Origin of the sequence: Streptomyces sp. NBC_00341, from assembly GCF_041435055.1 — a bacterium.
In the GTDB taxonomy this organism is placed as follows: Bacteria; Actinomycetota; Actinomycetes; order Streptomycetales; family Streptomycetaceae; genus Streptomyces.
The window spans coordinates 6,476,738-6,489,487 of record NZ_CP108002.1 but is presented as its reverse complement, the minus strand read 5'-3'; the positions used below and the strand labels follow the sequence as shown (position 1 = coordinate 6,489,487).

General features: G+C 70.0%; 12 protein-coding genes. 7 read left to right on the top strand and 5 right to left on the bottom strand.

Annotated features, from left to right (window positions below):
• Positions 1-5: 5 nt before the first annotated feature.
• From OG892_RS29285 to OG892_RS29255, 7 genes are all read left to right on the top strand, one after another.
• Positions 6-419 (top strand): roadblock/LC7 domain-containing protein, encoded by a 414-nt coding sequence (locus tag OG892_RS29285; RefSeq protein WP_024495006.1) that lies wholly within the window; start codon positions 6-8, stop codon positions 417-419.
• A 133-nt stretch (positions 420-552) separates the two neighbouring features.
• Positions 553-960 (top strand): DUF742 domain-containing protein, encoded by a 408-nt coding sequence (locus OG892_RS29280; RefSeq protein WP_073738726.1) that lies wholly within the window; start codon positions 553-555, stop codon positions 958-960.
• On the top strand, positions 941-1,522 hold the full coding sequence (locus OG892_RS29275; RefSeq protein ID WP_073738725.1) for an ATP/GTP-binding protein: 582 nt from the start codon (positions 941-943) through the stop codon (positions 1,520-1,522). The genes OG892_RS29280 and OG892_RS29275 overlap by 20 nt, the downstream gene beginning before the upstream one ends.
• Positions 1,523-1,868: 346 nt before the next feature.
• Positions 1,869-5,114, top strand: a complete 3,246-nt coding sequence (locus OG892_RS29270) for a nitrate- and nitrite sensing domain-containing protein (RefSeq protein WP_371630699.1) — start codon at positions 1,869-1,871, stop codon at positions 5,112-5,114.
• A 10-nt stretch (positions 5,115-5,124) separates the two neighbouring features.
• Positions 5,125-5,538: a roadblock/LC7 domain-containing protein gene (locus tag OG892_RS29265; RefSeq protein WP_037779127.1), complete on the top strand. Its 414-nt coding sequence runs from the start codon at positions 5,125-5,127 to the stop codon at positions 5,536-5,538.
• Between the two features lie 89 nt (positions 5,539-5,627).
• Positions 5,628-6,290, top strand: a complete 663-nt coding sequence (locus tag OG892_RS29260) for a DUF742 domain-containing protein (RefSeq protein ID WP_073738723.1) — start codon at positions 5,628-5,630, stop codon at positions 6,288-6,290.
• Entirely contained in the window at positions 6,271-6,852 is a 582-nt protein-coding gene (locus OG892_RS29255; protein ID WP_014048542.1) for an ATP/GTP-binding protein, read from the top strand. The genes OG892_RS29260 and OG892_RS29255 overlap by 20 nt, the downstream gene beginning before the upstream one ends.
• A gap of 201 nt (positions 6,853-7,053) precedes the next feature.
• Here the strand turns inward: OG892_RS29255 and OG892_RS29250 are convergent, their stop codons facing one another.
• The 5 genes from OG892_RS29250 to OG892_RS29230 all read right to left on the bottom strand — a co-directional run bounded on the left by OG892_RS29250 (position 7,054) and on the right by OG892_RS29230 (position 12,736).
• The gene (locus tag OG892_RS29250) at positions 7,054-7,263 is read right to left on the bottom strand and encodes an acyl-CoA carboxylase subunit epsilon (protein WP_073738722.1); all 210 of its coding nucleotides are present in this window, start codon (positions 7,261-7,263) and stop codon (positions 7,054-7,056) included.
• Between the two features lie 34 nt (positions 7,264-7,297).
• Positions 7,298-8,881 (bottom strand): acyl-CoA carboxylase subunit beta, encoded by a 1,584-nt coding sequence (locus OG892_RS29245; RefSeq protein ID WP_073738721.1) that lies wholly within the window; start codon positions 8,879-8,881, stop codon positions 7,298-7,300.
• Positions 8,882-9,045: 164 nt separating this feature from the next.
• Complete coding sequence (locus tag OG892_RS29240) at positions 9,046-10,284, bottom strand: carbohydrate ABC transporter substrate-binding protein (protein ID WP_371630698.1); 1,239 nt, start codon at positions 10,282-10,284, stop codon at positions 9,046-9,048.
• Positions 10,281-11,291: a hypothetical protein gene (locus OG892_RS29235; protein ID WP_371630697.1), complete on the bottom strand. Its 1,011-nt coding sequence runs from the start codon at positions 11,289-11,291 to the stop codon at positions 10,281-10,283. The genes OG892_RS29240 and OG892_RS29235 overlap by 4 nt, the downstream gene beginning before the upstream one ends.
• Entirely contained in the window at positions 11,291-12,736 is a 1,446-nt protein-coding gene (locus OG892_RS29230) for a hypothetical protein (protein WP_371630696.1), read from the bottom strand. The genes OG892_RS29235 and OG892_RS29230 overlap by 1 nt, the downstream gene beginning before the upstream one ends.
• Between the last annotated feature and the right edge of the window lie 14 nt (positions 12,737-12,750).

Sequence of the window (12,750 nt, the reverse complement as noted above, 5' to 3'; positions counted from 1 at the left end):
GCCCGATGAGTCAGGCCGCGCAGAATCTGAACTGGCTGATCACCAACTTCGTGGACAACACCCCCGGGGTGTCGCACACGGTGGTGGTCTCCGCGGATGGCCTGCTGCTGGCGATGTCCGAAGGATTCCCGCGCGACCGCGCCGACCAGCTGGCGGCTGTCGCCTCCGGTCTGACCTCGCTGACCGCGGGGGCCTCCCGGATCTTCGAAGGCGGCGCCGTCAGCCAGACCGTGGTGGAGATGGAACGCGGGTTCCTCTTCCTGATGTCCGTCTCCGACGGTTCCTCCCTTGCCGTACTCGCCCATCCGGACGCCGACATCGGTCTGGTCGGGTACGAAATGGCGCTTCTGGTCGACCGGGCGGGCACCGTGCTCACCCCGGACCTCCGCGCCGAGCTCCAGGGCAGCCTGCTCCACTAGGCGGCCGTGAATCGGTGACACAGACGATTACCCCAGGTATTGCAATCAACCCTCGCCCGTCCGGCCGCTTACAGCCCCCCACCGGCCCCTTCCGACGGCAAGCCGACATCCTGCTGTCACGCCCGGAGGATTCATGACCCCGCCACCCGCCTCACCCGATCCGTACGGCGCGCTGAACCACGCGTCGTACGAAGGTGAAGGCGACCAGCCGCTGGTTCGTCCGTACGCCATGACCGGCGGCCGGACCCGACCGCGCTACCAGCTAGCGATAGAGGCCCTGGTCAGCACCACGGCCGACCCCGCGCACCTGGGAACGCTGCTCCCCGAGCACCAGCGGATCTGCCACCTGTGCCGCGAGGTCAAGTCGGTGGCCGAGGTGTCGGCCCTGCTGTCTATGCCGCTCGGCGTGGCCCGGATCCTCGTCGCGGACCTGGCGGAAGCCGGCATGGTGGCCATCCACCAGCCGGGCAACGGAGAGGCCGGCGGCGCGCCGGATGTGACACTGCTCGAAAGGGTGCTCAGTGGACTTCGCAAGCTCTAGTGGCGGTGCCGCCCGTGCCACCACCTCGGCGAAGATCGTGGTGGCAGGCGGGTTCGGCGTGGGTAAGACCACGTTTGTCGGTGCTGTTTCGGAGATCAATCCGCTGCGCACCGAAGCCGTGATGACGTCCGCGTCCGCGGGCATCGACGACCTCACACACACCGGAGGCAAGACCACCACGACGGTGGCCATGGACTTCGGACGCATCACCCTGGACCAGGACCTGATCCTGTACCTCTTCGGTACACCCGGCCAGGACCGCTTCTGGTTCATGTGGGACGACCTCGTACGCGGCGCCATCGGCGCCGTCGTACTCGTCGACACCCGCCGCCTCGCCGACTGCTTCCCCGCCGTCGACTACTTCGAGAACAGCGGCCTCCCCTTCGTCATCGCCCTCAACGGCTTCGACGGACACCAGCCCTACACCCCCGACGAAGTCCGCGAAGCACTCCAGATCGGACCGGACACCCCGATCATCACGACCGACGCCCGGCACCGCGGTGACGCCAAGAGCGGTCTGATCACGCTGGTGGAGCACGCTTTGATGGCACGGCTCAAGTAGGCGCAAGTCGGTATTGCCATACGGCAGTTAAAGTAGTCAAACGGGGGTGGGCTGTGTCCTTTGACACGATCCGCCCCCGTGTTCATAACGTTTCGAAAGAGAATTACCTCACGGTCGACACCCGATGCGTACGCGCGGTACCACTGCGCTCAACTGAGCCCCGCCTTTTGGCGGGGCTCGTTCTTTATGCCCGTTTTATCTGAGGCCTGCGCCACTTGGAATCACCGGTTCCGACTGTTTGGAACGCGGCCGTTCCACGTGCTGCAATTCGACGAACTCCCGAGTAGCACGGCCCTGAACAAACACGGCACAACGTAGGTGCCGACGCCGAGAGGTTGTTGGTCGAGTGAGGCGTAACAACGAGGGCTCCACGGCGCAGCCGGAGCGGGGCAACTTCACCCCGCCGCGCGCCGCGGCGTCGTCCGCCGACGTGTCCGGAGGGACCCCCGCCGGTGGCAGCACCAGCCGGATGTCCCCACGCAACTGGCGGGTGCCCACCCGGCTGAACGCGATCCTCCTGATCCCCGTACTGGTCGGGCTGGTCATGGGCGGCTTCCAGGTCAAGGGGTCGATCGACACCTGGCAGGAGGCCCAGGACGCCGAGAAGACCGCGCTGATCGTGCGGGCGGCCTCCGAGTACGGCCAGGCGCTGCTCAACGAGCGCGACCTCAGCGCCCAGCCGCTGCTCTCCAACAAGCGCGACGCGGCGGCCGTCTCCGAGGTACGGGCCACCACCGACGCGGCCGCCGACAAGTTCGACTCGGCCGTGAAGGACATGCCCAGGAAGGCGGGCCTGGAGCGGCGCCTCAAGCTGTTCCGGCTGGAGGAGCCCACCCTTCCCGATCTGCGCAAGGCCGCCTACGCCGAGGCCATGGACCCGGTGAAGACCGAAGAGGGCTACGTCCAGGTCCAGCACTCCCTCATGGAGTTCTGCAACGAGCTCGGTCTCGGGACCGGCAACATCACCAGTTACGGCCGTACCGTCTACGCGATCGAGCTGGCCAAGGCTGCAGAATCGCTTCAGCGCTCCATCGGCATGCACCTCCTGGTACGGCCCAGCCAGGAGAAGGGCAAGTTCAACGACCAGGTCAAGGCCTTCGGCTCGTACAACTACCTGGAACAGATCGCCCTCGGTGAGTTCGTCTCCGGCGGTACGGAGGGCGACGCGGCCCGGCTGAAGAAGGTCATGGCGGGCAAGGCGTCCGAGGGCGCGGCCCAGGTCAAGTCCGCCAAGGAGAAGGCCGACGCGGCGGGGGTCGCGTTCGTGACGCCGCCCACCGTGAACGGCTCGGTCTACGACGGCATGGCCCAGCAGCTCGGGCTGGGCCGGACCCCCGCCCAGCTCAAGGCGAAGGGGATCACCCCCGAGACCTGGATGGCCGCGGCCACCGCGAAGTTCGACGGATACACCACGGTCGAGGAAGAGCTCGTCGACAAGGCCGTGACCGAGGCCGCGGACATCTCGTCCAGCGCCCGCACCGACGCCATCGTCAACGCCGCGATCGTGATCGTCGCCCTGCTGGCCGCGTTCATCCTGGCCGGGCTCATGGCCCGCCAGATGAGCCGCTCGATGCGCCGGCTGCGCAACGCCGCCTTCGGTATCGCGGAGCAGCGGCTGCCCTCGCTCGTCGACCAGCTGTCCCGGACCGACCCGGGCCGGGTGGACACCCGCGTGCAGCCGATCCCGATCAACAGCCAGGACGAGATCGGCGAGGTCGCCCGCGCCTTCGACCAGGTGCACCGCGAGGCCGTCCGGCTCGCGGCCGAGCAGGCCATGCTGCGGGGCAACGTCAACGCGATCTTCACCAACCTGTCGCGCCGCAACCAGTCGCTCATCGAGGGCCAGCTGACCCTCATCACCGACCTGGAGAACAACGAGGCCGACCCCGACCAGCTGGAGAGCCTCTTCCGGCTGGACCACCTCGCGACCCGTATGCGCCGCAACGGCGAGAACCTCCTGGTCCTCGCCGGCGAGGAGCCCGGCCGCCGCTGGAACCAGCCGGTGCCGCTGGTGGACGTGCTCAGGGCCGCCTCCTCCGAGGTGGAGTCCTATGAGCGCATCGAGCTCTCCGGGGTGCCGGAGAGCGAGATCCACGGCCAGTCCGTCACCGACCTCGTCCACCTGCTGGCCGAGCTACTGGAGAACGCCACGACGTTCTCCTCTCCCCAGACCAAGGTGCGGGTCACCGCGACCCGGCTGCCGGACAGCCGCGTGATGATCGAGATCCACGACAAGGGCATCGGCCTCACCGCGGAGGACTTCGCCGACATCAACCACAAGCTGGCCAACCCGCCGACGGTGGACGCCGCGGTCTCCCAGCGAATGGGCCTGTTCGTGGTCGGCCGGCTCGCCGACCGGCACGGCATCCGGGTCCAGCTGCGCCCCTCGGGCGAGCAGGCCGGAACCACCTCGCTGGTCATGCTGCCCGACGCCATCACCCACGGTGGCGGTGGCGGGGGCGCGCCCTCGCAGGACGACTTCACGGTCTCCTCGATCATTCCGCAGCAGCAGGCGTTCGACGCGCCGCCGCTCCAGCCCCAGCTGCGTACGGCGGCCGAGCTCGGCTTCGACGACTCCCGCTACGGCGAGGGGTCGGAGGAAGCCGCACAGCTCGACCCGGTGGGCCGCTCGCTGATGCGCGAGGAGCGCCGCGCGGCCCTGGAGACGCAGACCGGCACCGGGGAGCAGACGCCGTTCCCGCAGCAGGAGTCCCAGCAGCAGTACGCGCAAGCGGCGTACGAAGAGGCTCCCTTCGCGGCGGACCCGTACGCGCTGGAACCCCGGCAGGACGGCCCGTACGCCCCGGAGCCGCAGCAGCAGGACGGGCAGCAGGAGCAGCAGCAGTACGGACAGCCGGTGTACGAGGGCGGCTACGACCCGTTCCGCGGTGAGACCGGCTACGTCCAACAGCCCGACTATCAGGGGCAGAACGGCTATCCGGAGTCGGCATACCCGGCCCCCGAGACACCTCAGCAGGCTTACGACGGGCAGTACTCCACCCAGCCCCAGCAGGAGGAGTGGCCGGTTCAGGGTGGCTATCAGGGTGGTTACGAAGCCCCGGTCCAGGCCGAACCGGAATCTGTCGGGAGTGCCCCCGCCGAATCGCCGGACAGCGTAGGCTTCGACCGTTCGGGCCCCGTGCCGAACTCCGGCCACGAGATGACCGAGGCCGGTCTGCCGCGCCGGGGCGGCCAGCAGCACTGGCAGCCCACCGGACGCGGGAACGAACGGCCCGCCGCCGCGCAGGAGCCGTCGCAGGAACCGCCTCAGCAGCCTCTGTCCGCAGAGCAGGAGCCGGACGGTGCGGACGACGGGACGGACGACTGGCGGTCGGCGAACGACGAACGCTGGGAGCGGGCCGAGCAGCTCCGGGATCCGAAGGCGGGCGGGGTCACCCCCTCCGGTCTTCCCCGACGCGTCCCCAAGGCCAACCTGGTCGAGGGCACGGCCGAGCAGACCCAGCAGGGCGGCCCCCAGGTCTCCCGCGCCCCGGAGGACGTGCGTGGCAGGTTGAGCAACCTGCGGCGGGGCGTCCTGCGGGGACGTAACGCGGGTTCGGACAGCAGTAATACCTACAACCAGGAGCGTTAGTGTGAGCCCGATGAGCCAGGCGGCGCAGAATCTGAACTGGTTGATCACCAACTTCGTGGACAACACCCCCGGGGTGTCGCACACGGTGGTGGTCTCCGCCGACGGACTCCTGCTGGCGATGTCCGAGGGATTTCCGCGTGACCGCGCCGACCAGCTTGCTGCTGTCGCTTCCGGTCTGACCTCGCTGACCGCGGGCGCCTCCCGGATCTTCGAGGGCGGCGCCGTGAATCAGACAGTTGTGGAGATGGAGCGAGGATTCCTCTTCATCATGTCCGTCTCCGACGGATCTTCCTTGGCCGTTCTTGCACACCCGGACGCCGATATCGGTCTGGTTGGGTACGAAATGGCGCTTCTTGTGGATCGCGCCGGCGGTGTCCTCACCCCGGACCTCCGCGCCGAACTTCAGGGAAGCCTTCTTAACTAGTAGACAGACAGTGCGTTTCGCGTCACCGCGCCATAGGGTGCGGTGGCGCGGACCCACTGGGACCGGGACCGGCAGGCGGAGGAGGAATCGTGGGTACACCCCCAGGCGGGCACCAGTTCAACGGTGGTCAGCAGGTACCGGGTGAGCACAGGGGCGATGGCTTCGACTTCCCCTCTCCGCCCGGCAGACAGGGCGGACAGCAGCCTTTTCAGCCGTTCCGGCAGCCCCGGCGTACCCAGGGTGCCGACGACTGGCCGCAGCAGGACGCACGCGGCTCGGACGACTGGCCCCAGCAGCCGCAACAGCCTCAGCGGCCGCAGCGGCCGCACCGGTACGACTCACCGCAGCCGCCGCCCCGCATCGAGCCGGTGCAGCCGCGGTGGGCCCCCGAGCCGTCCGCTCCCGCCGCGCACAATCCGCTGGTTCGTCCGTACGCCATGACAGGTGGACGGACCCGACCGCGCTACCAACTCGCCATTGAGGCGTTGGTCAGTACGACGGCTGATCCGTCCCGGCTGCAAGGGCAGTTGCCCGAGCACCAGCGGATCTGCCGGCTATGCATCGAGATCAAGTCAGTGGCCGAGATCTCGGCCCTGCTCTCGATCCCTCTCGGCGTTGCCCGGATCCTCGTAGCCGACCTGGCTGAGGCCGGACTCGTCGCTATCCACCAGCCCGGCGGCGAAGAGTCCGCCGGCGGCCAGCCAGATGTGACACTGCTCGAAAGGGTGCTCAGTGGACTTCGCAAGCTCTAGCGGCGGAGCGGCCCGCTCCACTACCTCGGCGAAGATCGTGGTGGCAGGGGGCTTCGGCGTGGGTAAAACCACGTTTGTCGGTGCTGTTTCGGAGATCAATCCGCTGCGCACCGAAGCCGTGATGACGTCCGCGTCCGCGGGCATCGACGACCTCACACACACCGGGGACAAGACCACCACGACGGTGGCCATGGACTTCGGACGCATCACCCTGGACCAGGACCTGATCCTGTACCTCTTCGGTACACCCGGCCAGGACCGCTTCTGGTTCATGTGGGACGACCTCGTACGCGGCGCCATCGGCGCCGTCGTACTCGTCGACACCCGCCGCCTCGCCGACTGCTTCCCCGCAGTCGACTACTTCGAGAACAGCGGCCTCCCCTTCGTCATCGCCCTCAACGGCTTCGACGGACACCAGCCCTACACCCCCGACGAAGTCCGCGAAGCGCTCCAGATCGGGCCGGACACGCCGATTCTGACTACGGATGCGCGGCATCGGGCGGATGCGAAGAGTGCGCTGATCACGTTGGTGGAGCATGCGTTGATGGCGCGGCTGCGGTAGGTCTTTTGCCGGGTACGCGTGAGGCCCCGCAACCCTTTGCTGGGGGGTGCGGGGCCTTTCGTTGTGGTGCGCCCGGCCTTCGGCCGTGCTCTGTCCTCAATCGCCGGACGGGCTTGAGACGGCCGGCCAAGTCCTGATGTGGCCGGCTCAAGCTCGGATTGGCCGGCTCGGGCCTGAATGGGCCGGACGGGCTGGGAGGGGTCAGCCCTGCCAGCTGTGGGGGGCTCGGAAGCCGGGGGTGCGTTCCAGGCGGCGCCAGCCGGCTGTGTCGCGGCCCCGGTGGGCGGGGGTGGCTGCGGTGGCGGGCTGGGCGGCGGCGCGGGCGAGCAGGACCGCGGTTATGGCGGCCAGCTCCTCGGGGTCGGCCAGACCCTTCTCGACGCGCAGCACGGACTCGGCGGCAGTGGTCATGGGTGTCTCTCCGTCTTCTCGGAAGTGCTGCGGACTACTGCGGGGGGTTGCCGTGCTTGCGGGACGGCAGGTCTGCGTGCTTGTTGCGGAGCATGGCCAGTGAGGCGATCAGGACCTCGCGGGTCTCGGCGGGGTCGATGACGTCGTCGACCAGGCCACGCTCGGCTGCGTAGTAGGGGTGCATCAGTTCGGCCTTGTACTCCTTGACCATGCGGACCCGCATGGCCTCGGGGTCCTCGGCCTCGGCGATCTGACGGCGGAAGATGACGTTGGCGGCGCCCTCGGCACCCATCACCGCGATCTCGTTGGTCGGCCAGGCATAGGTGAGGTCGGCGCCGATGGACTGGCTGTCCATGACGATGTACGCACCGCCGTAGGCCTTGCGCAGGATCAGCGAGATCCTCGGCACCGTGGCGTTGCAGTAGGCGTAGAGCAGCTTCGCCCCGTGCCGGATGATTCCACCGTGCTCCTGATCCACACCGGGCAGGAAGCCGGGTACGTCCAAAAGAGTGACGATGGGGATGTTGAACGCGTCACACATCTGGACGAACCTGGCGGCTTTTTCGCTCGCCTCGATGTCCAGGACACCGGCCAGGGCCTGCGGCTGGTTGGCGACGATGCCCACGACCTGGCCGTCGAGGCGGGCCAGCGCGCAGATGATGTTGCGGGCCCAGCGCTCGTGGATCTCCAGGTAGTCGCCGTCGTCGACGAGCTCCTCGATGACCTTGTGCATGTCGTACGGGCGGTTGCCGTCGGCCGGCACCAGGTCCAGCAGGACGTCACCGCGCCGGTCGGCCGGGTCGTCGCTCTCGACCACGGGCGGGTTCTCACGGTTGTTCGAGGGCAGCATCCCGATCAGGTAGCGGACCTCCGCGATGCAGGTCTCCTCGTCGTCGTACGCGAAGTGCGCGACGCCCGAGGTCTCCGCGTGCACGTCCGCGCCGCCGAGGCCGTTCTGGGTGATCTCCTCACCGGTGACCGCCTTCACGACGTCCGGACCGGTGATGAACATCTGCGAGGTCTCGCGGACCATGAACACGAAGTCCGTCAGGGCGGGGCTGTAGGCCGCGCCGCCCGCGCACGGGCCGAGCATCACACTGATCTGCGGGATCACACCCGAGGCCCGGGTGTTGCGCTGGAAGATGCCGCCGTACCCGGCCAGCGCCGAGACGCCCTCCTGGATACGGGCACCGGCGCCGTCGTTCAGCGAGACGAGGGGGGCACCGGCCGAGATGGCCATGTCCATGATCTTGTGGATCTTCGTGGCATGCGCCTCACCCAGCGCTCCGCCGAAGATCCGGAAATCGTGCGCGTAGACGAAGACCGTCCGGCCCTCCACCGTGCCCCAACCGGTGATCACACCGTCGGTGTACGGCTTCTTCGCCTCCAGACCGAACCCCGTCGCCCGGTGCCGGCGCAGCTGCTCGACCTCCTTGAACGAACCCGGATCCACGAGCAGCTCGATGCGCTCACGCGCCGTCAGCTTGCCCTTCGCGTGCTGCGCCTCGGTCGCCCGGTCACTGGGCCCGCGCCGGGCCTGCTCACGCAGCGCCAGCAGTTCCGCCACCCGGCCACGGGTGTCGCTCGGCTCGCCCTGGGTTTCGTCCACAACGGTCATGTACCGACCCTACGAAGTCCGGCAAGAAAATCCTGCCGTCGACTCCGTACAGTCTCCTGCCCGGTTTCCTGGTGGAGCCTGACAGAAGCCTTGCTCCATGCAGGCGAAGTACCAGCCCGCACCCCTCCCCTTTTGTGGGAAACCAACAGGGTTATCCCCGGCGCTCACTGTGGTCTGCCGCACACCCCGGTGAGCCGGGGGGTGTCGGACGACTGGGCGTCCTGGACCTTCTGGATGTCCTCCAGCCGTTGCCGTACCGGTTCCTCCGGATGCGCGACGGTCAGCAGCACCGCCTCGTAGAACGCGTCCCGCACGGCGGCCGGCATCACGTCGGAGGCGTCCAGGCAGAGCGGCACCCGCTGCTCGGTGAAGCGCCTGCTGATCTCCTTCTCGACCGGGCCCTTCTTGGCCGGGACCGCCGCGTTCGGTGAGAACACCCCGCCCTTGCGCCCCCAGTCCTCCTGGCCCTCGCGGGAGGCGAGCCGCCTGATCATGTCACGGGCCCGGCCGCTGCGGCCGAACAGCGCGGCGAAGTCGGCCGCCACCTCGTGGGCCTGCACCCGGTACGGGCCGCCGGGCAGCAGCGGCGCCGAGTCCATGAAACCGGCCGCCTCCTTGCGGTCCCCGTAGAAAGCGCGGGCGAAGGAGCCCTGGTGCTCCAGGTCGCAGCCGCCGCCGAAGAGCAGCCCGTGCCCGCCGACCCGGCCCCGGTGATCGGCGAGGAGCGCGTCGCGGGCGGCGCTCCGGTCCTGGGCGAGCAGCCCGGCCCAGGTGGTCCAGGCGCTGCTGACGCGCTCGTCGGTCCACGCCAGGTCGCCGGTCGCCCAGCGCTCGTAGAGGTTCGGGCCCGCACGCTGGAGGATCAGGTCCTCGATCCAGTCGCTGCCGGGCCAGCCGGACGCGCCGTCGTCGCCCATGCCGATGCACCAGGCGCTCAGCGGCGCGGGGGCCGGCTCCGGGGGCTCGCTCTCCCGGTACCAGACGATCGACTTGAGGTCGGCCTTGAGCGGTACCCACAGGTCGTCCGCGATGCCCTGCGCCCCGGGCCGCCACGGGTTCCCGTACTCGTCGCGTTCGTACAGACCGGTCAGCGGCTGCAGCCGGTTCTCCTCGGCGTACTCGACCAGCTCACCGACGCCCGGCAGGATCGCGATGTCGGGCGGGTTGCCGGCCTGGACCTCGGCGAGCAGCACCTCGCGGGTGGCGGCGGTCCCCTGGTAGGTGTACGGGATGCCGAAGCCGTCCAGCACCTGCTTGAAGTGCCGTTCCTGGTCGTCGGTCCACGGGCCGAGGATCGTCACCTTCGGCTCCTCGTCGCTGCCGCCGGGGGCCGAGAGCCCGCAGCCGGCGGCGGTCAGGAACAGTGCCAGGACGAGCAGCAGGGCACGGTTCAGCCGGGTCATCCGGCCCTCCAGTAGTCGGCGTTGAGCCGTCGGCAGATGCCGACGGCCGGCAGCAGGACGATCAGCGCGCCGCCGCCCAGGGCCCCGTAGTAGGTCCAGCTCTGCCAGCGCTGGGCGGCCAGCCCGCCGCGCAGAGCCGTGGACTTCTCCGTGACGTCCCGCTGTGCGGCCGCCAGGTCGTGGGTGTCATGGGCGCGTGCCTCGATCTCGACGAGCCGTTCGCGGGCGGTGTCCAGCCGTACCTGGGTGGTGGTGGTCGCCCACAGCGGGACGACGGCCAGGGCGACCGTGGCCAGCAGCGCGAGCAGCAGCCAGGAGTCGTGGCTGCGCCCGCAGCGCACGCGCAGTACCCACAGCGCCGAGAGCGAGGTCAGGGCCATGATCAGCAGGCCCAGTTCGGCGGCCGCCCAGCCGGTCTGCTGGAGCGTCCCCATGGAGCTGACCCTGCCGACCCGCTGCATCTGGTGCTGCTGCAGGACGTCCAGGCGTGGCACCACTCCGGTGCCCTGCCGTCTGAGGATGCGTTCGGCCTCCTCGAACTTCTCCCGCTGCATCAAGTCGTCGTCCACGTACTTGACGGAGCCGGGCGTCATCGAGCTGCTGTACGAGGTCAGCAGGCTGTTGACCGTTTTGACTACTCCCCGGCCGCGTTCGCCGTCGATCTGTACGTCGGAGAGCCGGGACAGTCCCTGGCCGGCGGCGGAGAGCTGGTTCTCGTACCGGGCTCCGGCGCCGATCACGTTGTCGATGCCCTGGTGGGCCGAGGCCTCGGCCTCCTGGTGGGCGCGGAGCAGGGCGAGCTGGGTGGCGGAGACTCCCTGGACGGCCGGCGCGCCATGGGTGCGCAGTTCGCCCGCGGAGTTCTGCACCTCGCGGTAGGAGGCGAGCAGGAGGGTCGTCGAGACGATCGCGGTCACCACCAGGACGACCAGGTGCAGTTCGAGCAGCCGCCTGGTGCGGGAGCCGCGGGGCCGCAGGGTTCGGGTGCGACGGGTCGGCCGGGGCATCACAGCCGCCTTCCGCAGGCGATGCAGTACCGGGCGAGGGGCCCGGCGGGGTGGTGGCACTCCGGGCAGGTCGGCGGCTTTCCCGTGGGGTGTTCCGGCAGGTCCAGCAGGTGGTCGGAGGCGATGTGCAGCCGGCCCCGGCGCACGGTGGCCGGGTCCACGGTCGGGCCGACCCGGACCACGCCCCGGGAGCCCTCCAGGATCTCGGCCACCTCCCGGACCTTGTCCAGGACCCAGTCGGCGCCGATCTCGTTGGCCAGCCTGACCGCGAGGCCGAACTGCTGCTCGGCCTCGCCCCGGGCCAGCGGGTCCAGGGCGAGGTATCCGCGGTCCAGGGCGGTCCGCATCTGGGTGGCGACGTTCATCGCCTGGAGGGTGCCGCCCCCGCCGCCGCTCGCCGCCGCTCCCACCGCGACGCCGGGCGGCAGCCAGCGGACCAGGAGCGGGGCGGTGGAGTCGCCGACGGAGACGGTGGCCAGTTGCAGCAGCACGCCAAGAGGGTCGGTGCTCGCGTCGACCCGCAGGGTGAGGAGGTAGTCGCGGGTGCCCGGCTCCCACTGGTGGGTGGGGAAGTCGAAGCGGCGCGGTTCGTCCGGCCGGTGCACCGCGTCGAGCAGCTGCCGGCGGGGGGCGGTCTCGGTCAGTGTCACCTCGCGCACCGCCGGGCGTACCCGGACCGAGACGGGCAGTTCGGGGCTGCGGACCCGGCGCAGCCGCCGCACGGCCTCGGTGACGGCGGGGCCGAACCGGTCCGGCGCGTCGACGGGGCTGCCGTGCAGCCGTTCCACGACGGCGAGCAGCGGCGCGGGGTCCCAGTCGCCGCCGAGCGCGAGCACGTCCGCGGTGAACCGCCCGGCGCATCGCCCCAGTTCGGTGCTGAGCGCGCTGTCGTCCGGGCCCGGCTCGTCCAGGTCAGGGGCGCCCGTTCCGTCGTCGCTGCTTCCGTCGGTGATCAGGAGCAGGTGCCGTACCGGGAGCGGGCGCTCACCGAACAGTTCGCGGGCGGCGGCCAGCCAGACCGGGTACCCGACGGGCGGCCGGTCCCCGGCGGCCGGGGCGATCCGGCCCGTGCTGAACGCGGCCCGGCGCTTCTCCGCCGTGTCGGCCAGCGCCCACCGGCCACGCAGCGGATAGCAGCCGGTCGGGGCCCCGGTGGCGTCGGCGCCGCCCAGGACGGTGAACGAGAGCCCGTCGGGCAGGGCGCGCAGTGCGGCGGCCAGGGCGGCGGCCGCGGCCTCCCGGCGCCCGGCGGCGACGTCCAGCGCGATGACGACGGCGAGTTCGACGGCGGGCATCTCCTCGCTCGGTCCGACACCGACCGCCTTGACCCGCAGGTGGGCGTCGATCCGCGCGTCGTGGTGCGGCTGCTGATCGCGCCGGACGTCCACGGACACCTTCAGGCCGACGGGCAGCCGCGGGGCGGGCGAGGTGTCGGTAGCGCCCAAGGGACTGCCTCCAG